Source organism: uncultured Tateyamaria sp. (assembly GCF_947503705.1).
Lineage (GTDB): Bacteria > Pseudomonadota > Alphaproteobacteria > Rhodobacterales > Rhodobacteraceae > Tateyamaria.
The window spans coordinates 1,180,574-1,203,810 of the sequence record NZ_CANNES010000001.1 but is presented as its reverse complement, the minus strand read 5'-3'; the positions used below and the strand labels follow the sequence as shown (position 1 = coordinate 1,203,810).

Genomic DNA, 23,237 nt, shown 5'->3' with positions numbered 1-23,237 from the left:
GGCGGGTTTGGGCGCGGATTTGTCGGGACCTGCGCGCAAAACGTACAGCTTGGTCGCCAAAGGTTACGTTTTCACGGCCCCTCACATGCCTTGGTTCAGGTCATTTTTCGGAAAGTGAGCCGTTTACCCGCCAAAATGTACGTTTTTGGCCATGGCGTCAAAAACCGGCGGTTTCAAAGGTTAATCCGCTTCGATTCGCCGCAGTTTCAGGGCGTGATCGGCCGCGCCTCGATCAGGACAAAGGCCTGCGCCCAAGGGTGATCATCGGTGAGCGTCACGTGGATGATCGCCTCGTGGCCCGGCGGTGTCATCTCGGCCAGCCTTTGGGCGGCCCAGCCCGTCACGGCCATCACGGGTTGGCCGGTGTGCATGTTGCTGACGGCCATATCCTTCCACGAGATGCCCATGCGCAAGCCTGTGCCCAGCGCTTTGGAACATGCCTCTTTCGCGGCCCAGCGTTTGGCGTAGGTGCCTGCGATGTCGGCGCGCCGTTCGGCCTTGCGCTGTTCCGTTTCGGTAAAGACCCTGTTGCGGAAGCGGTCGCCGAAACGGTCAAGCGTGGCCTGGATCCGCTCGATATTTGCGAGGTCTGTGCCGATGCCGAGGATCATTGCAGCCGCGCCGTCAGAATTTTGAACGCGGCAAAGCCGAAGAACCCGGCGAAGGCCAGATCGAACCAGCGTTGCGCGGCGGCGTAGGCCCGCACGACCCGGTCCGATGAAAAGAGCACGGCGTAGCCGATGAAAACCATCATGCCGCCGGTATAGAGCAAGCCGAAATATCCCAAGAGCATCGTCAATGTCGCGTCCGGTGGCGCCACAATTGCATAGATCGCCCCCCAGCTGAGGATCGCCTTGGGGTTGGTGATGTGGATCGCCCATCCTTTGAGGAACAAGGTCCGCCCGCTGCCGGAAAACGGTGTTCCCAGGATCGCCCCACGCGGCGATACGGCCCGGCGCAGCGCCTTGGCCGCCAGCCAGCCCAAGTACAGCGCACCGGCATAGCGGATCAGTTCGAAGATCCACGCATTCGCCAGCATGATCGCCGACAGCCCCAAGGCGGCGGCGATGCCCCAACTGGCCCCACCCGCCAGAATGCCAAACGCAAAGCACAGCGCCGATCGCCGTCCTGCTGTCATCGCCGTGCCCGCGATGCCCATCGTGGCCGGGCCGGGCGAAGCACCGGCAAGGACCCAGCCGACCCAGACGAGCGCGAACTGCGCCGTGATCATGCCCGCGCCTCGTCCATCAGACGGCGCATTTCGCGGATGGCCGGGTCGAGGCCCCGGAATATCGCCTCGCCGATGAGGAAGTGGCCGATGTTCAGTTCCATCGCTTCGGGGAAGGCGGCGACGGGTTGTACGGTCTCGTAGGTCAGTCCGTGGCCCACATGAACCTCAAGACCCAGGGAATGGGCGAAGGTGCTCATCTCGCGCAAGGCGTCCAGTTCGCGGTCGCGGTCGTCAAAGCGGCCCTCGTGATGGGCGTCGCAATAGGCACCCGAATGCAGTTCGATCACCTGCGCGCCGATGCGGTGGGCGGCTTCGATCTGGCGCTGGTCGGCTGCGATGAAGATCGACACCCGGCAACCCGCATCGCGCAGGGGGGCGATGAAATGGGCAAGCTTGTTTTCCTCGCGGGCGACCTCGAGGCCGCCTTCGGTTGTGCGCTCTTCACGCTTTTCCGGGACGATGCAGACGGCGTGGGGTTTGTGACGCAGCGCGATCGCCTGCATCTCGTCTGTGGCGGCCATCTCGAAATTGAGGGGGACGGACAGGACGTCCATCAACCCTTCGATGTCGGCATCCGAGATATGGCGGCGGTCTTCGCGCAGGTGCGCGGTGATGCCGTCGGCACCCGCCGCCTCGGCGATCTTGGCGGCACGCAAGGGATCAGGCGTGTCCCCCCCGCGCGCGTTGCGGACGGTGGCCACGTGGTCGATGTTCACGCCAAGGCGCAGTTTGCCCAAGGGGTCGGTCATGAGGCGGGTCCTTTCATTGGTCCCTGGCAACCTAGTGCGGCAAAGCCCGCGTGGAAATGCAGACAAAGTGTGAAAATTGTATCAAGACGGGGCCGTATCCCCGTAAGGCGGATCTTGATCCGCCAGTGGCAGCCTTCGTCAGCCCTTCCTCAGTCTGCTTTGTGCTTGGCGGCGGATTTGGCGGCCGCCTTGGCCTTCAGCGCGTCGAACTTGGCCTTGATGGCGCCTTTGCGACGGTGCTTGTAGGCGCGGATCAGCGGGACGGAGACATAGTAGCAGATCGTGGCGGCGATGATGCCCGGCACGATCCCACCCACCATGTAGGGAAAGAAAATCTCGTCATAGAACACGCCCAGGGCTGACCAATCTTGGGGCTGGCCCATGACAAAGGCCTTGAGGTTGTGGGTCAGGTCGGCGCCCGCATCCACGAATTTGCCCCCGAAAGAGCGTTCATGTTCTTCGGTCATTTCCTTGCCCAGGAGCCAATGGCCCGTTTGCAGGGAGATCACCCCGATGGGCACATAGGTCAGCGGGTTGCCAAAGAAGGTTGCCATGAGCGAGGCGAGGATATTGCCGCGCATTGCCTTGGCCAGAAAGGCCGCAATAAAGAAGTGGATACCATAGAAGGGCGTGAACGTGGTGAACACCCCCGCCCAGATGCCGCGCGCAATGGTTTCGGGCTCGTCCGGCAAGCGACGCACCCGATGTTTGACGTAGTGAAAGGCACGACCCCATCCGCCGCGGGGCCAGAGAAGCTCTAGCAGCCCGCGCAAAAACGGTTTGGGGTCGCGACGCTTGAATACCAATGCCTCGCCCTTCTTTCCTTGTGCGTCAGCCCGTTGCCGTCTCACCTGCTGTTGCAACAGGTTTGCGGAAACGCGCGATCGCGGCGACATCACTTTCGGCCTGAAGCGCCCCCATCAGACTGTGCAAATGCTGGGCGTCTCGCAGCTCTACATAGATCAGCAACCGGTAAAAGTCCGGTTTTCGGTCCATGAATTCAAGATTGGAGATATTGGCCTTGCTCTCGCCAATCAATGTGCAAATACGCCCCAGTACACCTGCATCGTTGCCAATCGTCAGATCAAGTGTCGCGCCATAGACCGCCGGGTGGCTGCCGTCGTGCCAGGCGAGGTCAAGCCACCGTTCGGTCTGGTTCTCGTATTCGGCCATGCGGGCGCAGTCGATGGCGTGCACCACGACGCCCTCGCCCCGAAAGGTGATCCCCACGATCCGCTCGCCCGGCAGCGGTTCGCAGCAGGTGGCCCGCTGAAATTTCTGCCCCGGCCGCAGGCCGATAACGGCGCGCCGCGCATCGACTTCGGCGCCGGTTTTAGGCGTGAGGTCGGGATAAATCGCCTGCACCACCTCGCGCCCCGTCAACTCGGCAGAGCCGAGCCGGGCCAGCACCTCATCCGCACCACCCAGCCGAAGCTGTTTGGCGGCCGCGTCCAGCGCCTTGTCGGTCGCTTTTTTGCGCACATGCGCAAAGGCGGAGCGCGCCAGTTCGCGCCCCAGCGTGATGTAGCGTTCGCGGTCGGCCTCGCGCATGGAGCGGCGGATCGCCGTCTTGGCCTTGCCCGTCGTTGCGATTTCGAGCCAGGTGACCTGCGGCGTTTGCCCCTCGGCGGTGATGATCTCGACCGATTGGCCGTTCTTTACCCGCGTCCAGAGCGGCACTCGCATCCCGTCCACCTTGGCCCCCACGCAGGCATTGCCGATCCGGGTGTGGATCGCATAAGCGAAGTCGATGGGTGTGGCCCCGCGCGGCAGTTTCACCACCTCGCCCTTGGGCGTGAAGCAAAAGACCTGATCCGAATACATCTCGAGTTTGACAGCTTCGAGGAAATCCTCGTGATCGTCCTCGCCGTCGAACTGTTCCGTCAGTTGCGCGATCCATTTGGCCGGATCGACCGCAAAGGGGTTTTGCGAGCGCACCCCGTCCCGGTAGGACCAGTGCGCCGCCACGCCGGTTTCGGCCACGTCGTGCATTTGCCGGGTTCTGATCTGGACCTCGACCCGTTTGCCGTCGCGCCCCGACACCGTGGTGTGAATCGACCGGTAACCGTTGGTTTTGGGCTGGCTGATATAGTCCTTGAACCGGCCCGGCACCGCGCGCCAGCGTTGGTGGATCGCGCCCAGCGCGCCGTAAACGTCCACCTCGGATTCAGTGATGACGCGAAAGCCGTAAATGTCGGAGAGACGGGAAAAGCTTTGGTCTTTTTCCTGCATCTTGCGCCAGATCGAATAGGGTTTTTTGGCGCGGCCGAACACCTCGGCCTCGATCCCCGCCTTTTCCAACTCAAACCGCATGTCGCCGGTGATCCGCTGGATCACATCGCCCGTCTCGCGCTGCATGGTGATAAAGCGGCGCATGATCGAGGAGCGCCCCTCGGGGTTGAGTACCTTGAAGGCGAGGTCCTCAAGCTCTTCGCGCATCCATTGCATCCCCATCCGGCCCGCAAGGGGGGCGAAGATATCCATGGTTTCGCGCGCCTTTTGCACCTGTTTGTCAGGCCGCATCGACCGGATGGTGCGCATGTTGTGCAGCCGGTCGCCCAGCTTGACCAGGATGACGCGCATGTCCTTTGACATGGCCATGAAGAGCTTGCGGAAATTTTCGGCCTGTTTTGTCTCGACGCTGGACAGCTGGAGGTTGGTCAGCTTGGTGACCCCATCGACCAGCTTGGCGATGTCCTCGCCAAACTTCTCGGAGACGATGGCGTAGCTTGCCTTGGTGTCTTCGATCGTGTCGTGCAGCAGGGCTGTCACGATGGTGGCGTCGTCCAGTTGCTGTTCGGTGAGGATGGCGGCCACAGCCACGGGATGCGTGAAATAAGGCTCGCCCGAGTGGCGGTATTGGCCCTCGTGCATCTCGCCACCAAAGTCGTAGGCGGCGCGGATCAACGCTTCGTTTGTTTTGGGATTATAGTTGCGGACCAGTGCGATCAGATCGTCAGCCGTGATCATCGGGTCCGCACCTTAGAAGCAGGTCAGCTTTGGCCTTGCGCGGCCATCAACTGACGCAGAAGCATCTCTTCGGACATACTGTCCTCTTCGGGCTTGTCCTGTTCGGCACCCATGAGAAGCGCCATGGCGTCTTCTTCGGCCTCGTCCACTTCGATCTGGGTCTGGTTGGACTCGATGAGGCGCTCGCGCAGTTCGTCCGCGCTTTGTGTCTCGTCGGCAATCTCGCGCAGAGACACGACAGGGTTCTTGTCGTTGTCGCGGTCCACCGTGATGGGCGCGCCGGCGGAGATTTCGCGCGCACGGTGCGCGGCCAGCATCACCAGCTCGAAACGGTTTGGAACCTTGTCAACGCAGTCTTCAACGGTCACGCGGGCCATGGGATGCTCCAGATCAGCACAAGAAAAGTAGAAGTGGCGTATTTAGGCCCCTTGCGCCGGAATGACAAGGTGCAATTGCCCCCTGTCAAGAGGGCGCGGACAGCGGCACGATTTCTGCCAACGCATCGGCAGGCAAGGCGTCAACCATCTGGCGCACAGAACGGCCCACGATCGGGTGCACCCAGTCCGGTGCGATATCGGCAAGCGGCACCAGCACAAAGGCCCGTTCATGCAGGCGGGGATGCGGCAGGATCAGCCGATCCGGGGCCTTTTGTTGCTGCTGCGCGAGTGGCAGATCCATCCAGCGTGTGACAGTGGCCGTGTCGGGCTGTACCGTATCGCCGATCGCCAGCAGATCCAGATCAATCGCCCGCGCCCCCCAACGCGCCCTGCGAACGCGTCCCAGATCGGCCTCGACCGCGTGCAAATGGGCGAGCGCTTCGGTGGCGGTCCAGCCCGTTTCCAACATCAAAGCACCGTTCACAAAGTCGGGACCCGCGCCCGGCGGGAAGGCCGGCGTCTGAAAAAAGCGGCTTTGTGCCCGAATCACTGCACCCCTCTGGCGCAGCCCCTCAACCCCTGATAGAATGGTTTCCGCAGGGGTACCGGAAGGAGAATCCATGTTTGACCCTACGGCAACCAGCAGAATTGACCGGTCTTGAGGCAGTTTTCCGCTGATTTTCCCCGTAATCGTGTCTTGCGACATGAGATTATTCCCCTATTTTCCTCGGAACGTCTTCCGCACAAAAATTACGCACGCACTCACACTCACGGAACGCGTAGGACGGATGGCCGAATTTCTCGGAAGGACATTTTATGTTTTACAAGGACGAACGGCTCGCGCTGTTCATTGATGGTTCGAACCTCTATGCGGCTGCCAAAGCGCTTGGGTTCGACATAGACTACAAGCTTTTGCGGCAGGAGTTCATGCGCCGTGGCAAGTTGCTGCGTGCCTTTTACTATACCGCTCTGCTCGAAAACGACGAGTACTCCCCCATTCGTCCGCTTGTGGATTGGCTGAACTACAATGGTTTCACCATGGTGACCAAACCGGCCAAGGAATACACAGACAGCATGGGCCGCAGGAAGGTCAAGGGCAACATGGACATCGAGTTGGCCGTGGACGCGATGGAGCTTGCGCCCCGCGTGGACCACATCGTGCTGTTCTCGGGTGATGGCGACTTCCGCCCGCTGATCGAGAGCCTGCAACGTCAGGGCGTGCGCGTCTCTGTCGTGTCGACGATCCGCAGCCAGCCTCCGATGATCTCTGATGACCTGCGTCGGCAGGCCGACAACTTTATCGAGTTGGACGAGCTGAAAGACGTGATTGGCCGCCCGCCCCGCGAGCCTGCCTATGAGCGTGAAGAACGGGTTCAGGTCCAAGGCTGAGCTTTGACCGTCTGGCGGGCCGGATCACTCTCTGGCGTGCCACTGACAGGAAAAAACGTGGTGAACCGCGCGGGCCCCGGCCTGCGCGGTTTTGCTTTGCCCGCCTATTGCGCCACCTCAAGCCGCCGGTTCATCTCGTCATGCCGGGCGATGATGTCGGCGGGCCAGGTGCTTTTGATATAGGCCATGACCGCGATGATCTGGTCATCGGTCAAGACCTCCTCGTAACCCGCCATGTCGCTTTGATATGACCCGCCCACCAGCGCAGCGGTGCCGTATTTCACAATGTCAAAGAGCTGGGCATCGGGGTGGTGCCAGGTGTGCCCGCTGACGTCATGCGGCGGCGCAGGCAGCCGCCCGTTGGCCAGAGGCACCCGCCAATCCGCCTGCCCCTCAAGCTGTGTGCCGTGACAGGCGGCGCAATAATCCGCGTAGAGCCCTTGCCCCTCGGCCGCCACAGCGTTGTCGGCATAGGGAAAGAGCCCCGGTGTGGCCACGGCCCCGCCCTGCCCCAACACGACCCCTGCGGCGATGATGCCCACCCCTGCTGCGACGCCGATCCCGTGCCAAATGTTCATTAACCGTCCTTTTCCATAAGTGCCCATGCGCGGGCCGGTTTAGGGGATTGCCCCTGCTGGAAGGCAAGCGAAAAACTGTCCCGCCCCGATGCCTGTCCGCCCACTGGACGGGTCCGGCGCAAAGCCTTAGGTCTAGGGCACTAACCCTGCGGAGACTGTAACGATGGCCAAGCCCCCCCTGACCCTTTATCTGGCGGCCCCCCGCGGCTTTTGCGCGGGCGTGGACCGCGCCATCAAGATCGTCGAGATGGCATTGGAGAAGTGGGGCGCACCTGTCTATGTCCGCCACGAGATCGTCCACAACAAGTTCGTGGTCGATGGCTTGCGTGACAAAGGGGCCGTGTTTGTCGAAGAGCTTGACGAATGCCCTGATGACCGCCCGGTGATCTTTTCCGCCCATGGTGTGCCCAAATCCGTACCAGCCAAGGCGGCCGCCCGCGAGATGGTCTATGTCGATGCCACCTGCCCACTCGTCAGCAAGGTTCATATCGAGGCGCAGCGCCATTCCGACAACGGGTTGCAGATGATCATGATCGGCCATGAGGGCCATCCCGAGACGGTGGGCACCATGGGCCAGTTGCCTGAGGGTGAGGTGCTGTTGGTCGAAACCGTCGAGGATGTGGCGGGCGTCGAGGTTCGTGACCCTGACCGCCTCGCCTTTGTCACGCAGACGACCCTGTCGGTGGATGATACCGCCGATATCGTGGCCGCCCTGCACGCACGGTTCCCCGCCATCGTTGGGCCCCATAAGGAAGACATCTGTTACGCCACCACCAACCGCCAGGAGGCCGTCAAGGCGATGGCCCCGAAATGCGATGCGATGCTGGTGGTGGGCGCGCCCAATTCGTCGAACTCCAAGCGGCTGGTCGAGGTTGGGGCGCGTGCGGGCTGTGCCTATGCCCAGCTGGTCCAGCGGGCCACGGATATTGATTGGCGCAGCCTTGAGGGCATCGCGTCGGTGGGCATCACGGCGGGCGCCTCGGCCCCCGAAGTGCTGATCAACGAGGTGATCGACGCGTTTGGCGACCGCTATGACATGACCGTCGAGATGGTCGAGACGGCCGTTGAAAACGTCGAGTTCAAGGTGCCTCGGGTGCTGCGCGTTCCGGCCTAGGTTAAGGATGCGACGGCGGCGGTGATCGCCGCCTGCGTCAGGTCCAGGTCCTCTTGGGTGATGGCCAGCGACGGATAGAGCTTGCCCGGAGATTTGAACACACCGTGGGCGCGCAGCGTTGCGTTGTAGGTGGCGTTGCGGGTGGGGTCGTCATGTTTGGCGCTTCGGTAATCGCGGCAGGGGGTTTCGGTGAAGAAGATGTCGAAAAGGGTCTCATCCCCGCAGATTTTGTGAGGGATGCCTGCCTCTTTCAGCACGTTGCTTTGCATGTCTTGCAGGGTTTTGCCGACTTCGCGCAAGCGGTCATAGCTGCCGGGGCGCTTCAGCACCTCCATTGTCTTGAGGCCTGCGACGGCGGCAATGGGATTGCCTGAAAGCGTGCCGAGCTGCATCAGCCATTTGTCGACACCGACGCGGGATTTGTCGAAATGCGCCATAATCTCGGCGCTGGCCCCGAGAGCCGCGAGGGGAAAGCCACCGCCGATGATCTTACCCAGCGTGCAGATGTCGGGCGTGACGCCATAGCGTTCTTGCGCCCCGCCATAGGCCAGGCGGAAACCGGTGACGATTTCGTCGAAGATCAGCAGCACATGGTGTTTGTCGCAAAGATCGCGGAGCCCTTGCAGAAATCCGGGGGCGGCGGGGATGATCCGTTGCAGGGGTTCGGCGATGATGGCGGCAATGTCGCTGTGTTCGCTTAACAGCGCTTCGACTGCCGCGAGATCGTTGAACGGCGCGATCAGCATTTCATCGGCCACGCTGGCGGGGATGCCCGCGCTGTCAGGCACGGCCTGGGGGAAATTGACGTGCTGGGCGGGTGCGAGGCTCATCTGCGCCTCGGCGCTCATCCCGTGATAGCCGCCTTCGAATTTCAGGATCTTGGTTCGGCCCGTATAGGCGCGGGCCAGCCGGATCGCGTACATATCCGCCTCGCCGCCCGAGGCGACAAAGCGGACCTGTTCGCAGCAGGGCACTGCATCGACGATCGCCTCGGCCAGTTCGATCCCTTTGGAATTGTTAGCGAAAAAGGTCATGCCGAGGGGGAGCTGTTCCAGAACCGCCTCCATCACTTCAGCGTGGCCATGGCCCAAGAGCATGGGGCCGGAGCCGATGAGGTAGTCGACATATTCCGCGCCGTCCTCGTCCCAGACGCGGCTGCCCTGCCCGCGCGCAATGACGATGCCGGGGTCGAAATTGCCAAAGCCGCCACCGGGCAACACGGCATGGGCGCGGGCGATCCATTCGGATTGTGAGGTGAGTTTGTTCATGGCTCAAGCCAGCTCCAATACAGGGGTTCCAAGGACGGATGGGTCAGGTGAGACGCCCAGCCCCGGCCCGTTTGGCGGGGCGATGCGGCCGTGTGCGCGGGTGGGTGCATCGGGGCAGAGACGCGGGGCGACATATCCTGCCAGATCGCAGGTGTTCAGCAGCGCGCCTTGGGGCGTGGAGGCCGCGAAATGCAGCGACGCGGCGGTCACGATGTCGGACCCCCAAGTGCATTCGGCGCAAATCTCTGCCCCCAGATGCACCGTGAGATCACGGGCGCGGCGCATGGCGGACAGCCCGCCGAATTTGGAAAGCTTGAGCGCCACGGCGTCAAGGCAGCCAAGGGCGTGCGCGCGCAAAAGCGTTTCAAAATCATGCGCGCCCTCGTCGATTTTCATGGGCAGGCCCGTGGCTTGGCGCACGGCGGCGCAATCCTCAAGCGTTTTGCAGGGCTGTTCCAGCATCACGTCGAGATGCGCAACCGCCCGGCCGGTGCGCGTGGCGCGCAGTTTCGTTGCTCCGCAGTTCCAGTCGCCATAGACCAGCGGACCGGTCCCCACCGCTTCGCGCACCTTGATCAACCGCTCGGCGTCGGCCTGCCAGTCGGCGTCGGCGCCGAGTTTGACCTGGAATTGGCGGATGCCGGTGCCATAGGCCTCAGTCGCGATCCGGGCCATGTCGTCGGGCGCGATGCAGGTGATCGAGTGATAGAGCGGCATGTCGAACCGCGTGCGCCCGCCCAAAAGCGCATAAACCGGTTGGCCGGTGGCCTGTCCAAAGAGGTCCCACAGCGCCATGTCAACGATGGATTTGGCATGGGGGTGGCCCAGCAGAACCTGATCGAGGCGGCGCATGGGCGCGTCCACCCCGAACGGGGCCAGCCCGAGGATGGTGGTTGCCATTTCGGTGACCGCACTGGGCACGCCATCGGCGAAGGCGGGCAGGTAATGGGGGATCGGGCACACTTCGCCCCACCCCTTGAGCCCTGTGTCCGTCTCAAGGCAGAGGACGTGGGTTTTGACCGTGGCGCAGGCTTTGCCCTCGGCCATGTAGTAGGTCTCGTGGCTGGTCAGATCGACGGACCAGAGGGTGATGCGGGTGATCCTCATCTGTAGACCGCCACCGGGTCGCCCAGCGCGTCCTCGTCCGGGTGCACACCAAGGCCCGGGGCCTCGGGCAGGTGCAGGTGGCCGTCGGTGTTGCGGGGGCCGCGCCCGCCCGCGATGTCAGTGGTGATCATGTCCTGACAGGCCCAGACCGCGTGGCAGTTGGCATCGGGGATGGTCGCGGCCAGATGCAGCGCCTCGGTATCGGCCAGAACGCTGCCGCCCGTGGCCATCACGAACATGTCGATGCCATGGGCCAGTGCCACATCGCGCATCCGCGCGGCCTTGGTCAGCCCGCCGACGCGGTTGAGCTTGATCCCGAACACCTCGGCCAAGCCGTCACGGGCGATCCGCGTGGCGTCCTGGAGCGTCACAAGGGCCTCATCCACACTGACCGGGGCGGCGTGTTTGCCCGCGATGGCAGCAATGTCGTCGAGGGTTTCGCAGGGTTGTTCGAACATGATCTGCAGGTCTTGGGTCGCCGACATGACACGCAGCGCCTGTTGCCGGGTCCAGCCCCGGTTGACGTCATAGAGGACGATTTCGCCGGGTTTGCGCATGGCCTCGACGTCGCGGATGCGGGCGATGTCGCGGGTGACATCGCCACCGATCTTGACCGAATGGGCCACATAGCCGCGCTGGCGGTAGCGGTCGATGACGGCGCGGGTTTCCGCGATGTCCTTGGCCCCGACCGACGCGGCGATGGGGCGCGGCGTGCGCGACCCGCCGCCCATGAGATCGGCGATGGGCATCCCCGCCGCCTGGCCTGCGATGTCCCAACAGGCCATGTCGATGGGGCTTTTGGCATAGAGGTGCCCGGGAAGTGCCAGGTCCATGGCCCGTTCCACATCAAGCACTTTGCGCGGATCGAGACCGGTCACGAATTTCGCCATCGTCTCGATCCCTGCACGGATGCCGGGGCCGTGGGCCGGCACATAGGTGTGCCCCCAGGGCGTGCCCTCGCCCCAGCCGGTGATCCCGGTGTCGGTGTCGATCTTGACCAGCGTGGCGTCGAGCACTTCGAATTTGAGCCGCCCGCCGGAGAGCCAATACGGGTGTTCGAGCGGCAGATCGACGTGAAAGACGGTGATTTGGGTGATTTTCATGATCCGTACTCCGCGACGGGGGCACCAAGGCTGTCGAAATCGGGGGTCACCCCAAGGCCGGGCAGATCGGGGGCATAGAGCCGTCCGCCCGTCGCCCAGGCCCCGCCCATTCCGGTGGACCGGGTGTTGTAGTTCATCAGGTCGGTGGTGTTTTGCAGGTAGTCCGCCGGAGTGGAGGCCGCGAAATGGGCCACGACGGTGCTTGTTATCTCGCCGCCCCATGTGTCCTCGCTGACCACGGGGATGCGGTTTTCGACCAGGAAATCCCGCACGCGCCGCGCCTTGCTGAGCCCGCCGAGGTTCGAGATCTTGAGACAGCAGATTTCAGCGCCCCGGTCGGCCACGATCTGCTGGGCGGCGGCAAGGCCAGTGACGCATTCATCCAGCTTCATCGGGTGATGGGCGACGCGGCGCACCTGTTGGCATTCGGCATAGGTTTTGCAGGGCTGTTCGAGGATATAGTCGAGATCGGCGGTGGCCCGGGCCACCCGGATGGCATCATCCACGCGCCAGCCCTGATTGGCATCGGCCATCGCCTTTTCCCCCGGTTCGAGCAGGGCCACGCCCGCGCGGATGCGGTCAATGTCGCTGGCCCAGTCGCCGCCCACCTTGATCTGAAACTGTCTGTAGCCATCGGCGCGGTAGCGGCGCATCTCGGCAAGCGTGTCGTTGGTGGATTTTTGCGGGGCGACCCGGTACATCGGCGCGCCGTCCGTGAGCTTGCCCCCCAGCAACATCCAGACCGGTTGGTCGCAGGCCTGCCCCAGAATGTCCCAGCACGCGGCGTCAAAGGGGGCCTTGGCATAGCCGTGGCCCTGCACCGTGTGATCCATGATCTGTTCGATCCGGGCGACCTGTCGGGGGTCTTGACCCAGCAGGTGCGGGGCGACCAGCCGCGCCAGCGCTTGCACCCCTTCGGAATGGGCGACCATGTAGTTCTCGCCGCAGGGCGTGAATTCGCCGCAGCCCGTCAGCCCCGCATCAGTGTCGAGGACCACCACGCTGGCCTGCGCCTCGCGGATCGCGTTTCCGGCCCCCCAGACATAGGTGCCGCCCACATAGGGCAGACCGGTTTTGAAGACGCGGATGCGGGTGATTTTCATGGGCAGACAACGATGTTGCCGGTGTGGGATTTGGCGATGAAGGCGGCTTGGGCCGCTTGCAGCTCTGCCAGCGGGTAGGTGGCCGCGAGGGCGGGTTGGATTGCGCCTGTTTCGATATAGCGGATCAGGTTGGGCATGACCCCCGGGTCGATGACGGTGGAGCCGAGGAACGTCAGGTCGCGCAGGTACAGCGTGCGCAGGTCGAGCGTGGCCATGGGCCCCGCAATCGCACCGGAGCAGACATAGCGCCCGCCCCGTTCCAGCACGTCGATGAGCGCGGGCCAATAGGGACCGCCCACCACATCGGCGATGACGGTGATCCTTGTGCCGTTTAGGGCCTCGCGCAGATTTTCGGGGGCGCGGGGCAGGATTATGTCGGGATTTAGGTCTACGACTGCGGTGTGTTTTGCCTCTGACGCCATGGCGATGACCGTTGCCCCCCGCCGTTTGGCCAGCTGGACCAATGCCCCCCCGACCCCGCCGGATGCGCCGGGGATCAGCACTGTGTCGCGTTCGGTGACCTCGGCGCGGGTCAGCATCCCCTCGGCCGTCGAGAAGGAACAGGAGAAAGTGGCAAGCTCTGCGTCGCTGAGGTCGGATTTGACGGCCAACGCGTTGCGGGCCGGAATCGTCGTGAACTGGGCAAAGCCGCCATCCCGCTCGGAGCCATAATATCCGGTTTTGTCTTTGTTCTCGGGGTCTTGGGGGTCGCGCAGCCAGTTGTCTGTGATCACCCGTTCGCCGATGCGGGCGGGGTCGACACCCTGTCCCACGCCGACAATCTCGCCACAGACATCGGCCCCCTGGATGCGCGGGAAGGTGATTGGCGCGCCGCCCCAGGTGGGATCATCCTTGCCCACTTTGTCAAACGCGCCGCCGGTGGTCGCGTCCGTCACCGTCTTTGAATACCAGCCGGAGCGAGTGTTCACATCGGTGTTGTTCAGCCCGCAGGCGCCCACGCGGATCAGCACCTCGCCCGGGGCGGGATCGGGCCGGGGCCAGTCGTGGTGCAGCACCATTTGGTCCAGATCGCCGTGGCCCATGGTGACCATGGCCGTCATGGTTTTGGGCGGGCTCATGCGGGCACTGGTTCGTCGGTGCGGGGTTTGACGCTTTGGGGATCGTAGGCCGGTTCGCCCAGCACGCGGGCGGCGCGCGCTTGGCCGTGGATGATGACCTGGAGGTCTGTGCCGGGCTTGGCCGCCTCGGGTTTGACGTAGGCGAAGGCGAGGACCTTGCCGACCGTGGGGCCGTAGGCGACGGAGGCGGTAGAGCCCACGACTTGGCCGTCCAGCAGGACCGCTTCGCCGCCGTGGCCGTCGGTTTTGCCGTCCGCTTCGATGGCGAGATAGGCGCAGACCCAAGGCAGCTCAGTATTGAGCGTCTTGTCGCGGCCCAGATAGTCCTTGTCCGTGCGGGCAAAGCGCAGCACATCGGCCTCGGCCAGCGTAACCTCGTTCGTCAGCTCACCCGCCCCTTTGAACCCTTTTTCCATCCGCATGACGTTCATCGCGAAGGAGCCGTAATCGGTGATCCCGTGCGCCTGACCCGCCGCCCAGAGGGCATTGTAGACATCGAGGCATGCCGCGAAGGGCATGTGCAGCTCCCACCCCAATTCGCCTGCGTAGGACATGCGAAAGGCCCATATTTTATAGCCCGCAACGGTGATTTCCTGAGCAGAGAGCCAGCGGAAGCCCGCATTGCTCAGGTCCGCGTCGGTGCAGGCCCCCAGCACATCCCGCGACAATGGCCCGTTCAGCGAAAGGGCGGACCATGTGTCGGACAGCGCGGTGATTGTGACGTCTTCGCCGGTGCGGTGCTGGTCGAGGTGATCCAGCAGCCGCTGTTCGAAGAAGGCGGCGCAGACGAGGTAGAAGCGGTCGGGTGCCATGCGGACGATGGTGGTCTCCAGCTCGATCCGCCCGGCGCGGTTGAGCATGTGGGTCAGCGTGATTGAGCCGCCAGTTTGTCCCCCTACCGCTTCGCTACTTGAGGGGTATTTTTGCGGCATGCGGTTGGCCGTCAGCCGATCGAGCAGCGCATATGCATCCGGCCCTTCGACCATGACCTTGGTAAAGGCGGTGACGTCCATGATACCCACCGTTTCGCGCACGGCTTTGACCTCGGCGGCGACCAGTGTGTCGACGACGGTGCGGTTGAAGGAATAGTGATCCTCTTGCGCGACGCCGTCCCTTGCAAACCAGCGGGGGCGTTCAAAGCCATAGACTTCCTCGTGCACCGCCCTTTTGGACTGCAAGAGATCGTGCAGGGGCGAGGGTTTGATCGGTCGCCCCGCCAGCCGGTTGAAATGGGGGAAGGGGATTTCGTGGCGCAGGCAGTAGTCTTCCTCGGCCTTGATCACCTGCCAGTCTTTGGTGGCATAGCTGCCAAAGCGGCGCGGGTCGTAGTCGCGCATGGAAATGTCGGCGGCCCCGTGTACCATCCATCGGGCCAGTTCGCGGGTCAGGCCCGGGCCCCAACCGATGCCGATCTGCGTGCCGCAGCAGCACCAGTAGTTGCGCACGCCCGGTGCAGGGCCAATGAGCGGATTGCCGTCGGGCGGGTGGCTGATGGCGCCGTGCACCTCGCGCTGGATGCCCAGTTCGGCAAAGATGGGCATGCGGTTCAGCGATTCCTCAAGATAGGGCATGACCCGGTCGTAATCGGCGTCAAACAGCCAGTTTTCGTAATCCCACGGGCAGTGATCGTGCCAGACCGAGTTGGGATTTTCCTTTTCATAGATCCCGATGAGGCCTCGTTTCTGCTCCATCCGGATATAGCCCGAGACCTTTTTGTCGTCGCGGATGACGGGGAGTTCGGTGTCGAGATCGGCAAATTCGGGGACCGGTTCGGTGACGAAATAGTGGTGCGTCATGGACGTCATGGGCAATTGCAGGCCGGACCATTCGCCCATCTGGCGGGCATAGGTGCCGCCCGCGTTGACCACATGTTCGGCGGTGATTGTGCCCTTGTCAGTTTCCACCTGCCATTCGCCCGAAGGCAGTTGCGTGATGTTGGTGGCCCGGCACTGGCGGATGATCCGCACGCCTTTCTGGCGGGCCCCGGCGGCCATGGCCATGGTCACATTGGTGGGGTCCACGTGGCCATCATCGGGCGTGTGCAACGCACCCAGCACCCCGTCGAGGTTGTAGAACGGGTGCAGCGCGCGGACCTTTTCGGAGCCGACCAGTTCGATGTTGAAGCGCAGCGACCGGCCCACGGACAGGGTGTGGCGCAGCCAATCCATCTCGTCCTCGGTATAGGCCAGCCGGAAGGAACCGCAGCCATGCCAGGTGACGGGCTGGCCGGTTTCGGCCTCTAACCCCCCGGAATAGAGCCCGATATTGTAGTCGACGCATTTGCCCAGACCAAAGCTGGAGGTCGAATGCGTGATCTGCCCCGCGGCATGCCATGTGCTGCCCGAGGTCAGCTCTGCCTTTTCCAGCAGGACGGTATCGGCCCCCCAGCCTTCGTGGCCGAGGTGGTAGGCAAGGCCCACCCCCATGACGCCACCGCCCACGATGACAACGCGTGCGGTGCTTGGAAATTCAGTGGCCACCGGCTCTTTCCCTTCTGTCCGTTTTTCTCTCGACACGCTAAGCGAACAAAAGTACCATCGTCAATCATGAATGGGACAAATGTATCAAATACGATTCTGGAGCGGTTGGCGGGCGAGTTGTCGGCCCTGACGCCCGAGGCGCGCAAGGCGGCCACATACGTGCTGGAGAACCCGCGCGATGTGGGCGTGTCGACGGTGCGCGAGATTGCCGAGGCCGCCAAGGTCAAACCCAACACCGTCGTGCGCATGGCCCGCCAAGTGGGTTTTGAGGGCTATGAGGATTTTCGCGCGCCCTTTCGCGAGGCGATCCGGCGCGGCGCGGCCGATTTTCCGGACCGGGCGCGCTGGTTGCAGAGTATTCGCAAATCGGGGGACATGGGCGGGCTTTATGCCGATATGGTCCGCGATGTGCTGGCCAATGTGGAAGACACCTTTGCCGCCATTTCCACCGAAGACCTGAAGGCGGCCGCCGAGGCCATCTGGGCCGCGCGGCGGGTGTTTGTGCTGGGCGTTGGGGTGAACCATTCGGTTGCCCGCAACTTTGCCTACCTCGCCTCGACCGGCATGACCGAATTTCATGCGATCCCCCGCCCCGGATCGACGCCTGTGGACGATCTGGCCTGGGCGGATGGGCGCGACATCCTGATTGCGGTGACGTGCAAGCCCTATCGCAGCGAGGTCGTGGAAGCCGTGAATATCGCGCGTGAACAGGGCCTTAGCATTGTGGCGCTGTCCGACAGCCCGGCCAGCCCTATTCTGCGGGCGGCGGATCACGGCTTTGTCGTGTCGGTCGAGACGCCCCAATTCTTTCCCTCGACCGTGAGCATCATCGCGCTGCTTGAAACTCTGTTGTCCTTTGTCATTGCGGTGGCCAGCGACGAAATCGTCGAGCGGGTCGAGACATTCCACAACCGCCGCCATCAATTGGGGCTGTACCATCGGGAGGATAAATGACCCAAACCATCCGATCGCTGGCCGCGCGCTACTACACCGACCCGGAGATCTTTCGCGTCGAGAACGCGGGCCTGTTGGCCCAAACCTGGCAATTTGGCTGCCATGCCTCGGAACTGGCGCAGACGGGCGATTATGCGACCTTTGAGATTGCGGGCGAAAGCCTGTTTGCCATTCGCGGCCGCGACGCCAAGATCCGGGTCTTTTACAACGTTTGCCAGCACCGGGCGCATCAACTGGTGAGCGGTACGGGCACAACCCGCGTTGTTGTCTGCCCCTATCACGCCTGGACCTATGAGCTGACCGGAGAGTTGCGCGCAGGGCCCAACATCAAGGCGGTCGAGGGGTTCGATAAGGCAGGCATTTGCCTGACCGAGGTGCGGGCAGAAGAGTTCCTTGGCTTTGTCTTTGTCAATCTGGACGCGGATGCGGCCCCGATGGAAAGCTGGTTCCCCGGTGCCCGTGCGGAGTTGGAGGAATGGGTGCCCAATTGGGCGGAATTGAAGCCGCTGGAATGGGTCGAGATTGCCGAAAACTGCAATTGGAAAGTGTCGGTCGAGAATTATTCGGAGTGCTATCACTGTTCGCTGAACCATCCGACCTTTGCCAATGGTGTGGTCCGCCCCGAAACCTATGACATTCAGCCTCAGGGCATGTGTTTGCGGCACACGACCGAGTGCCAGAACCTTGAGAATATGACTTATGACGTCCATTCCGGCTTTGCCCATCAGTTTGAATATTCAAGCTGGTTTCTGTGGCCGATGTTCTCGTTCCAGGTCTATCCCGGCAATGTGTTGAACACCTATCACTGGCGGGCGGTGGATGCGGAGCACGTGGTGGTTTGGCGCGGCTGGTATTCGGTGGACGGTGTCGATGATTCCAAGGTCCGCATGTTGGCCCGGCAGGATCGGGCCACCACGGTTGAGGAGGATATCCATCTGGTTGAATCCGTCCAACGCGGTCTGGGATCGCGTGGCTACCGCCCTGGCCCTCTGGTCATTGACCCCAAGGGCGGGGTCAATTCCGAGCATCCGGTGATGCATTTGCAGCGGTGGATGCGTGAGGCCATCGACGGCTGAGCCCCCTTTTAGAAAGTCCTGAACATGCAGACCTATTGGCAGAACTATATTGACGGCGCGTGGGTCGATGGCGGCGCGGGCCGCATCGAGGTTGTGAACCCGGGCACCGGTGAAACGTTGGCCGAACAAGCGCTGGCCGATGCCGCGGATGTAGATCGCGCCGTTCAGGCCGCCCGCCGCGTGCATCTGTCCGGTGCCCTGGCCGATCTGCGCCCGGTGGAGCGGGGCCGGATGGTGCAGGCCATGGGGCGCTATCTGCTGGACCATATCGACGAGATTGCCCCCGTGCTGACCCTGGAACAGGGCAAACCCTTGTGGGAGGCGAGGATCGAGATCGAGGGCGCCGCCCGGTATTTCGAGTATTACGGCAATCAGGCCGAGACGGTTGAGGGCCGTTCGATCCCGCTCGGCAAAGGCTATTTCGACTTTACCACCTATGAGCCATTTGGCGTGTCGGCGCAGATTATCCCGTGGAATTATCCGGTCGAGATGACGGCGCGGTCATTGTCTGCCGCGCTCGCCACCGGCAATGCTTGCGTGATCAAGACACCTGAGCTGACGCCGTTAAGCAATGCGTGGTTCGCCCATGCCGCCGAGGCCGTGGGGCTTCCGCACGGGGCGGTGAACATCCTGTGTGGCTTGGGGGCCGAGGCAGGTGCGGCCCTGTCGGGGCACCCGGATGTGAACCAGATCGTCTTTACCGGGTCGGTGCCCACGGGCATTGCCATTGCGACGGCGGCGGCCCGCAATGTGGTGCCTTGTGTGCTAGAACTGGGCGGGAAGTCGGCGGCGATTGTGCATGATGATGCCGATCTGGCCGCCTTCGAGAACGACGTGCGCTGGGGGATTTACTTCAATGCCGGTCAGGTTTGCTCCGCGATGAGCCGGGTGATCGTGCACGACAGCGTGCATGACGCATTGGTCGATCGGATGGTGGGTGTGGCGCAATCCTTGAGCGTTATGCCGGGGATCGAACAGCCCGAATTTGGGCCGACCATGGGTGCAATGGTGTCAGAGGCGCAACGTGATCGGGCCGTGGCCATGATTGCCGAGGCGCAGGCCCAAGGGGCCACTGTAGCCACGGGCGGGCGTGTGCCCAACATTCCCGGCGCCTTTCTGGAGCCGACGATCCTGACCGATGTGACACCCGACATGACCATTGCAAACGAAGAGGTTTTTGGCCCGGTCCTGTCTGTCCTCAAATTCTCGGACGATGCGGCGGCCATCAAGATCGCCAATGGTACGCCTTATGGCCTTGTGGGCGGCGTATTCACCCGCGATCTGGACCGGGCCACCGCAGCGGCGCGGCAGTTGCGGGCGGGCCAGGTCTTTGTCAACGAATGGTATGCGGGCGGCGTCGAAACACCCTTTGGCGGTTACGGCAAATCAGGCTATGGCCGGGAAAAGGGGCGCGAGGCGCTTTGGAATTATGTGCAGACGAAAAACGTCGCCATCAAGTTGAAAGGCTAGATCATGAGTGCATTCGATGAGGATCTGTTCCTGAAAGGGTTGGAGCAGCGCAAGGCGACCCTTGGCGCCGAATATGTCGAGAAAAACCTGGCCGCCGCAGATGAATTCACCCGGCCCTTTCAAGAGGCGATGACGGCGTGGTGCTGGGGCTTTGGCTGGGGCGATGATGTGATCGACGCCAAGACCCGGTCGATGATGAACCTGTCGATGATCGGGGCCCTGGGCAAGATGTCGGAATGGGAAATCCATTGCCGCGGCGCGATCCGTAATGGCGTCAGCCAGGACGAGATCCGCGCCATTATCCACGTCATTGGCATTTATTGCGGCGTGCCCCAAGCGCTGGAGTGTTTCCGCGTGGCCCGCAAAGTGCTGGTCGAAGACTAGAACCCACTGGCGCGCGCGCCCGTCATTGCATAGCCTCGCGCGAAACAGCACGAGGTTTGCCATGCTCTCCGTTCAATTCCTGCTGACCGCTTTGGTGGTCGTGATCGCCCCGGGAACGGGCGTGATTTACACTCTGGCCCTGGGCCTCGGACAGGGGCGGCGCGCGGCGCTTTGGGCGGCACTGGGCTGCACCTTTGGGATTGTGCCGCATCTGGCGGCGGCGACACTGGGGTTGGCGGCGATCCTGTACACCTCTGCCGTTCTGTTCAACATCGTGAAATTCGCGGGCGTTGCGTATCTTTTGTACCTCGCCTGGGGCAGTTTGCGGTCGGGCGGCGCACTTGCCATCTCGTCCGAGCACAAGGCCGAGGCAGGCTGGCGCATTGCGCGGCGGGGTGCGTTGATCAACATCCTGAACCCGAAACTGTCGATCTTTTTCCTGGCGCTGTTGCCGCCCTTTCTGTCGGGCAATGCGGCCACCGCGACCCTTGAGATGACCGCCATGGGGGCCGTGTTCATGGTCATGACCTTTGTGGTCTTTGTCCTTTATGGGTCTTTTGCTGCGGCGGCGCGTCAATGGGTTTTGGGATCGGACCGGGTCATGCGCTGGTTGTCGCGCAGCTTTGCCGCGATCTTTGCCGCCTTGGCAGGCCGCCTGGCGCTGGAGCGCGCATGACAGACGGCTGGGTCGCCTTTGAAGGGGTGATCGCGCCCATGGAATGGGGCAAGAACACCTATACGGTTCTGCGCCTGCCGGAGGACGTCATCGCCGCACTGCCCAAGGGCACAAAGCGGATCGAGGGCGAGTTTGGCGACTTTCCCGTCAATCTGGCCCTCACCAAGGCCCCGGTCATTGACGGTGTATTTGTCTATACGGGCAAGGCGTTCCTGCGTGACAGCGGATTGACCCCCGGCGAGGTGTTCGAGGCACGCGTGCGGGCGGTTGACCCCGACCTGGTTGAGATACCCGAGGACGTGAGCGCGGCCTTGCGCGCCGCCGGGCGCAGTGCCGATTGGGCAGCCCTGTCGGCAGGCCAGCAGCGCAGCCGATTGCACCTTGTCAACACCGCCAAAAGGGCCGAAACCCGCGTCAAACGGATCGCAAAACTGATCGCAGAGCTATGACATCTATTCCCCGTGCCCCCCTTTTCCTTGGCCTTGCCGGTCTGATCCCCTTTCTGTGGGGGGCGGCCACGGTTGTCAGTGATGACCTGGCGGAGTTTGCCCTGAACAGCTTGGGCGCACGCTTTGTCGGGCCCTATGTGCAACTGGCCTATGGGTCGATCATTCTGTCCTTCATGTCAGGCGTCTTGTGGGGCTTTGCCACCAAGGCGTCGGGTGCGCAGGCGGCGGTGGGCTACGCCCTGTCAGTTGTTCCAGCGCTCTGGGCCTTTTTCATGGTGGGCGGCGGGCCGACCAGCGCGGCGATGAACCTGATCTTTGGCTTTGCGGGTCTGCTGATGCTCGATTTCGCCTTTAGCGCCTGGGGGCTGACGCCGCGGTGGTGGATGGCGCTGCGTATTCTTTTGACGGCAGTGGTGATCGCCTGCCTTGGATTGACGGTGATGATATGAGCGACCCGGAAACTCTGGCGGTCTATGCCGCGCAGGCCGAAAAATACGCCACGCTGGCCACCCTCGATATGGAACGACCTCATGTGGAGCGGTTTATCGCACAGATGCCCAAAGGCGCGCGGGTGCTGGACATCGGCTGTGGACCGGGCGTGGTAACAGGTGCCTTTGCCGCCGCCGGGATGGAAGCCGAAGCCTGGGACCCGGTGTCGGAAATGGTGGCGATGGCCGCCGCCCAGCCGGGTGTGACGGCGCGCCAGGCCGTCTATGCCGATCTGGTAGCCGAGGGTGTTTATGATGGCATCTGGGCGAACTTTTCGATGCTGCACACGTCGCTTGCCGATTGGCCCGCACAATTTGCAGCCGTGGCCCGCGCGTTGAAACCCGGCGGGCTGTTTCACTTTGGCACCAAACTGGGCGAGGGCGAGGCGCGCGACAGCATCGGGCGGCTTTATTCCTATATCAGCGAGCCTGCGCTGATGGAGTTGATGGCGCAGACCGGGTTGACGGTTGAATACACCCGCACCGGTGAGGGTGCTGGCCTATCGGGCGAGGTCGCGCCATTCATCTCGGTCCAGGCCCGTGCCTGAGCTTTTCGCCTATACCGACGGGGCCTGTTCGGGGAACCCCGGACCCGGGGGATGGGGCGCGCTGCTGCGGGCGTCCGAGGGCGATGTGGTGATCAAGGAACGTGAGCTGAAAGGCGGCGAGGCCCTGACCACGAACAACAAGATGGAGCTGATGGCGGCCATTTCGGCGCTGGAGGCGCTGGCCAAGCCATCGACCATCACTATCGTGACCGACAGCAATTACGTCAAAAACGGGATCACAAGCTGGATCCACGGCTGGAAGCGGAACGGCTGGAGGAACGCGGCGAAAAAGCCGGTGGCCAATGCAGAGTTGTGGCAACGGCTGGATGCGGCGCAGGCGCGCCATGATGTGACCTGGAAATGGGTCAAGGGCCATGCGGGCCATGTGGACAATGAGCGGGCGGATGCGCTGGCGCGGGAGGGCATGGCGCCGTTCAAGCCCAAGTGACGTAGGGGCGGATTGCGGGGGCTCGGCGGTATCCGTGACAATTATTACACATGCGTCGCCGCTTAAGCCCAAGATTTTTCTCATTAAAAAATCTTGCTGCGCCTGCATCCTCACGAGAACCATCCCTTTGCGCGCTCGTTTGTGACTGGTCGGTCCCTTATTGTTACAGCCTCTTTCTGCTATCTCTATCCCATCA

At 62.8% G+C, this 23,237-nt stretch carries 25 protein-coding genes; 11 read left to right on the top strand and 14 right to left on the bottom strand.

The features are described 5' to 3' along the window. Nucleotides 1–206: 206 nt before the first annotated feature. The 7 genes from acpS to folK form a co-directional block, all read right to left on the bottom strand. The gene (gene acpS, locus Q1A44_RS05950; protein ID WP_299621162.1) at nt 207–611 is read right to left on the bottom strand and encodes a holo-ACP synthase; all 405 of its coding nucleotides are present in this window, start codon (nt 609–611) and stop codon (nt 207–209) included. Then, nucleotides 608–1,231, bottom strand: coding sequence for a LysE family translocator (locus Q1A44_RS05945; protein WP_299621159.1), 624 nt, complete (start codon nt 1,229–1,231; stop codon nt 608–610). Before Q1A44_RS05945 ends, acpS begins: the two co-directional genes overlap by 4 nt. Continuing rightward, nucleotides 1,228–1,980 (bottom strand): pyridoxine 5'-phosphate synthase, encoded by a 753-nt coding sequence (locus tag Q1A44_RS05940; RefSeq protein WP_299621156.1) that lies wholly within the window; start codon nt 1,978–1,980, stop codon nt 1,228–1,230. The genes Q1A44_RS05945 and Q1A44_RS05940 overlap by 4 nt, the downstream gene beginning before the upstream one ends. A gap of 149 nt (nt 1,981–2,129) precedes the next feature. Beyond that, complete coding sequence (locus tag Q1A44_RS05935) at nt 2,130–2,786, bottom strand: DUF2062 domain-containing protein (RefSeq protein ID WP_299621400.1); 657 nt, start codon at nt 2,784–2,786, stop codon at nt 2,130–2,132. Nucleotides 2,787–2,811: 25 nt separating this feature from the next. Then, nucleotides 2,812–4,950 (bottom strand): bifunctional (p)ppGpp synthetase/guanosine-3',5'-bis(diphosphate) 3'-pyrophosphohydrolase, encoded by a 2,139-nt coding sequence (locus Q1A44_RS05930; protein ID WP_299621153.1) that lies wholly within the window; start codon nt 4,948–4,950, stop codon nt 2,812–2,814. 23 nt (nt 4,951–4,973) lie between these two features. Beyond that, nucleotides 4,974–5,327 (bottom strand): DNA-directed RNA polymerase subunit omega, encoded by a 354-nt coding sequence (gene rpoZ, locus Q1A44_RS05925; RefSeq protein ID WP_223421386.1) that lies wholly within the window; start codon nt 5,325–5,327, stop codon nt 4,974–4,976. Between the two features lie 85 nt (nt 5,328–5,412). Continuing rightward, complete coding sequence (gene folK / locus Q1A44_RS05920; RefSeq protein ID WP_299621146.1) at nt 5,413–6,033, bottom strand: 2-amino-4-hydroxy-6-hydroxymethyldihydropteridine diphosphokinase; 621 nt, start codon at nt 6,031–6,033, stop codon at nt 5,413–5,415. 110 nt (nt 6,034–6,143) lie between these two features. Here folK and Q1A44_RS05915 point away from each other — a divergent pair, with 110 nt between their 5' ends. After that, nucleotides 6,144–6,716 (top strand): NYN domain-containing protein, encoded by a 573-nt coding sequence (locus Q1A44_RS05915; protein WP_299621143.1) that lies wholly within the window; start codon nt 6,144–6,146, stop codon nt 6,714–6,716. 104 nt (nt 6,717–6,820) lie between these two features. Here the strand turns inward: Q1A44_RS05915 and Q1A44_RS05910 are convergent, their stop codons facing one another. Further along, a complete protein-coding gene (locus Q1A44_RS05910; RefSeq protein WP_299621139.1) occupies nt 6,821–7,294 on the bottom strand; it encodes a cytochrome c in 474 nt (157 codons plus the stop codon). 163 nt (nt 7,295–7,457) lie between these two features. Between Q1A44_RS05910 and ispH the strand changes: the two genes are divergently transcribed. Beyond that, nucleotides 7,458–8,408: a 4-hydroxy-3-methylbut-2-enyl diphosphate reductase gene (gene ispH / locus Q1A44_RS05905; protein ID WP_299621136.1), complete on the top strand. Its 951-nt coding sequence runs from the start codon at nt 7,458–7,460 to the stop codon at nt 8,406–8,408. On the opposite strand, the gene Q1A44_RS05900 is transcribed toward ispH, so the two are convergent. The 6 genes from Q1A44_RS05900 to Q1A44_RS05875 are packed head-to-tail and all read right to left on the bottom strand — an operon-like array spanning nt 8,405 to nt 16,548. Next, nucleotides 8,405–9,676 (bottom strand): aminotransferase class III-fold pyridoxal phosphate-dependent enzyme, encoded by a 1,272-nt coding sequence (locus tag Q1A44_RS05900; RefSeq protein ID WP_299621133.1) that lies wholly within the window; start codon nt 9,674–9,676, stop codon nt 8,405–8,407. The genes ispH and Q1A44_RS05900 overlap by 4 nt on opposite strands. A 3-nt stretch (nt 9,677–9,679) precedes the next feature. Then, on the bottom strand, nt 9,680–10,783 hold the full coding sequence (locus tag Q1A44_RS05895) for an enolase C-terminal domain-like protein (protein WP_299621130.1): 1,104 nt from the start codon (nt 10,781–10,783) through the stop codon (nt 9,680–9,682). Next, nucleotides 10,780–11,886 (bottom strand): enolase C-terminal domain-like protein, encoded by a 1,107-nt coding sequence (locus Q1A44_RS05890; protein WP_299621127.1) that lies wholly within the window; start codon nt 11,884–11,886, stop codon nt 10,780–10,782. Before Q1A44_RS05890 ends, Q1A44_RS05895 begins: the two co-directional genes overlap by 4 nt. After that, nucleotides 11,883–12,989, bottom strand: coding sequence for an enolase C-terminal domain-like protein (locus tag Q1A44_RS05885; protein WP_299621124.1), 1,107 nt, complete (start codon nt 12,987–12,989; stop codon nt 11,883–11,885). Before Q1A44_RS05885 ends, Q1A44_RS05890 begins: the two co-directional genes overlap by 4 nt. After that, nucleotides 12,986–14,068 (bottom strand): alcohol dehydrogenase family protein, encoded by a 1,083-nt coding sequence (locus Q1A44_RS05880; RefSeq protein ID WP_299621121.1) that lies wholly within the window; start codon nt 14,066–14,068, stop codon nt 12,986–12,988. The genes Q1A44_RS05885 and Q1A44_RS05880 overlap by 4 nt, the downstream gene beginning before the upstream one ends. Next, the gene (locus tag Q1A44_RS05875; RefSeq protein ID WP_299621118.1) at nt 14,065–16,548 is read right to left on the bottom strand and encodes an FAD-dependent oxidoreductase; all 2,484 of its coding nucleotides are present in this window, start codon (nt 16,546–16,548) and stop codon (nt 14,065–14,067) included. Before Q1A44_RS05875 ends, Q1A44_RS05880 begins: the two co-directional genes overlap by 4 nt. Nucleotides 16,549–16,614: 66 nt before the next feature. On the opposite strand from Q1A44_RS05875, the gene Q1A44_RS05870 reads away from it, so the two are divergent. The 9 genes from Q1A44_RS05870 (at nt 16,615) to rnhA (ending at nt 23,041) form a co-directional block, all read left to right on the top strand. After that, nucleotides 16,615–17,502 carry a MurR/RpiR family transcriptional regulator gene (locus Q1A44_RS05870; RefSeq protein ID WP_299621115.1) on the top strand — a complete coding sequence of 296 codons (888 nt, stop codon included), beginning with the start codon at nt 16,615–16,617 and terminating at the stop codon, nt 17,500–17,502. Beyond that, nucleotides 17,499–18,578, top strand: coding sequence for an aromatic ring-hydroxylating dioxygenase subunit alpha (locus Q1A44_RS05865; protein ID WP_299621112.1), 1,080 nt, complete (start codon nt 17,499–17,501; stop codon nt 18,576–18,578). The genes Q1A44_RS05870 and Q1A44_RS05865 overlap by 4 nt, the downstream gene beginning before the upstream one ends. Nucleotides 18,579–18,602: 24 nt before the next feature. Beyond that, nucleotides 18,603–20,048, top strand: coding sequence for an aldehyde dehydrogenase family protein (locus Q1A44_RS05860; protein ID WP_299621109.1), 1,446 nt, complete (start codon nt 18,603–18,605; stop codon nt 20,046–20,048). 3 nt (nt 20,049–20,051) lie between these two features. Next, nucleotides 20,052–20,432: a carboxymuconolactone decarboxylase family protein gene (locus tag Q1A44_RS05855; protein WP_299621106.1), complete on the top strand. Its 381-nt coding sequence runs from the start codon at nt 20,052–20,054 to the stop codon at nt 20,430–20,432. A gap of 61 nt (nt 20,433–20,493) precedes the next feature. Continuing rightward, nucleotides 20,494–21,108, top strand: a complete 615-nt coding sequence (locus Q1A44_RS05850; protein WP_299621103.1) for a LysE family translocator — start codon at nt 20,494–20,496, stop codon at nt 21,106–21,108. After that, complete coding sequence (locus Q1A44_RS05845; RefSeq protein ID WP_299621100.1) at nt 21,105–21,557, top strand: YdeI/OmpD-associated family protein; 453 nt, start codon at nt 21,105–21,107, stop codon at nt 21,555–21,557. The genes Q1A44_RS05850 and Q1A44_RS05845 overlap by 4 nt, the downstream gene beginning before the upstream one ends. After that, nucleotides 21,554–22,006, top strand: coding sequence for a DUF3429 domain-containing protein (locus tag Q1A44_RS05840; RefSeq protein WP_299621097.1), 453 nt, complete (start codon nt 21,554–21,556; stop codon nt 22,004–22,006). Before Q1A44_RS05845 ends, Q1A44_RS05840 begins: the two co-directional genes overlap by 4 nt. Then, nucleotides 22,003–22,593: a bifunctional 2-polyprenyl-6-hydroxyphenol methylase/3-demethylubiquinol 3-O-methyltransferase UbiG gene (locus tag Q1A44_RS05835; protein ID WP_299621094.1), complete on the top strand. Its 591-nt coding sequence runs from the start codon at nt 22,003–22,005 to the stop codon at nt 22,591–22,593. The genes Q1A44_RS05840 and Q1A44_RS05835 overlap by 4 nt, the downstream gene beginning before the upstream one ends. Further along, nucleotides 22,586–23,041, top strand: coding sequence for a ribonuclease HI (gene rnhA / locus Q1A44_RS05830; RefSeq protein ID WP_299621090.1), 456 nt, complete (start codon nt 22,586–22,588; stop codon nt 23,039–23,041). Before Q1A44_RS05835 ends, rnhA begins: the two co-directional genes overlap by 8 nt. Nucleotides 23,042–23,237: the final 196 nt, after the last annotated feature.

What these genes read in the sequence shown, in the direction of transcription:
- acpS (WP_299621162.1), bottom strand. Translation starts at nt 611, where the DNA reads ATGATCCTCGGCATCGGCACAGACCTCGCAAATATCGAGCGGATCCAG.
- Q1A44_RS05945 (WP_299621159.1), bottom strand. Translation starts at nt 1,231, where the DNA reads ATGATCACGGCGCAGTTCGCGCTCGTCTGGGTCGGCTGGGTCCTTGCC.
- Q1A44_RS05940 (WP_299621156.1), bottom strand. Translation starts at nt 1,980, where the DNA reads ATGACCGACCCCTTGGGCAAACTGCGCCTTGGCGTGAACATCGACCAC.
- Q1A44_RS05930 (WP_299621153.1), bottom strand. Translation starts at nt 4,950, where the DNA reads ATGATCACGGCTGACGATCTGATCGCACTGGTCCGCAACTATAATCCC.
- rpoZ (WP_223421386.1), bottom strand. Translation starts at nt 5,327, where the DNA reads ATGGCCCGCGTGACCGTTGAAGACTGCGTTGACAAGGTTCCAAACCGT.
- folK (WP_299621146.1), bottom strand. Translation starts at nt 6,033, where the DNA reads ATGTCGCAAGACACGATTACGGGGAAAATCAGCGGAAAACTGCCTCAA.
- Q1A44_RS05915 (WP_299621143.1), top strand. Translation starts at nt 6,144, where the DNA reads ATGTTTTACAAGGACGAACGGCTCGCGCTGTTCATTGATGGTTCGAAC.
- Q1A44_RS05910 (WP_299621139.1), bottom strand. Translation starts at nt 7,294, where the DNA reads ATGAACATTTGGCACGGGATCGGCGTCGCAGCAGGGGTGGGCATCATC.
- ispH (WP_299621136.1), top strand. Translation starts at nt 7,458, where the DNA reads ATGGCCAAGCCCCCCCTGACCCTTTATCTGGCGGCCCCCCGCGGCTTT.
- Q1A44_RS05900 (WP_299621133.1), bottom strand. Translation starts at nt 9,676, where the DNA reads ATGAACAAACTCACCTCACAATCCGAATGGATCGCCCGCGCCCATGCC.
- Q1A44_RS05895 (WP_299621130.1), bottom strand. Translation starts at nt 10,783, where the DNA reads ATGAGGATCACCCGCATCACCCTCTGGTCCGTCGATCTGACCAGCCAC.
- Q1A44_RS05890 (WP_299621127.1), bottom strand. Translation starts at nt 11,886, where the DNA reads ATGAAAATCACCCAAATCACCGTCTTTCACGTCGATCTGCCGCTCGAA.
- Q1A44_RS05885 (WP_299621124.1), bottom strand. Translation starts at nt 12,989, where the DNA reads ATGAAAATCACCCGCATCCGCGTCTTCAAAACCGGTCTGCCCTATGTG.
- Q1A44_RS05880 (WP_299621121.1), bottom strand. Translation starts at nt 14,068, where the DNA reads ATGAGCCCGCCCAAAACCATGACGGCCATGGTCACCATGGGCCACGGC.
- Q1A44_RS05870 (WP_299621115.1), top strand. Translation starts at nt 16,615, where the DNA reads ATGAATGGGACAAATGTATCAAATACGATTCTGGAGCGGTTGGCGGGC.
- Q1A44_RS05865 (WP_299621112.1), top strand. Translation starts at nt 17,499, where the DNA reads ATGACCCAAACCATCCGATCGCTGGCCGCGCGCTACTACACCGACCCG.
- Q1A44_RS05860 (WP_299621109.1), top strand. Translation starts at nt 18,603, where the DNA reads ATGCAGACCTATTGGCAGAACTATATTGACGGCGCGTGGGTCGATGGC.
- Q1A44_RS05855 (WP_299621106.1), top strand. Translation starts at nt 20,052, where the DNA reads ATGAGTGCATTCGATGAGGATCTGTTCCTGAAAGGGTTGGAGCAGCGC.
- Q1A44_RS05850 (WP_299621103.1), top strand. Translation starts at nt 20,494, where the DNA reads ATGCTCTCCGTTCAATTCCTGCTGACCGCTTTGGTGGTCGTGATCGCC.
- Q1A44_RS05845 (WP_299621100.1), top strand. Translation starts at nt 21,105, where the DNA reads ATGACAGACGGCTGGGTCGCCTTTGAAGGGGTGATCGCGCCCATGGAA.
- Q1A44_RS05840 (WP_299621097.1), top strand. Translation starts at nt 21,554, where the DNA reads ATGACATCTATTCCCCGTGCCCCCCTTTTCCTTGGCCTTGCCGGTCTG.
- Q1A44_RS05835 (WP_299621094.1), top strand. Translation starts at nt 22,003, where the DNA reads ATGAGCGACCCGGAAACTCTGGCGGTCTATGCCGCGCAGGCCGAAAAA.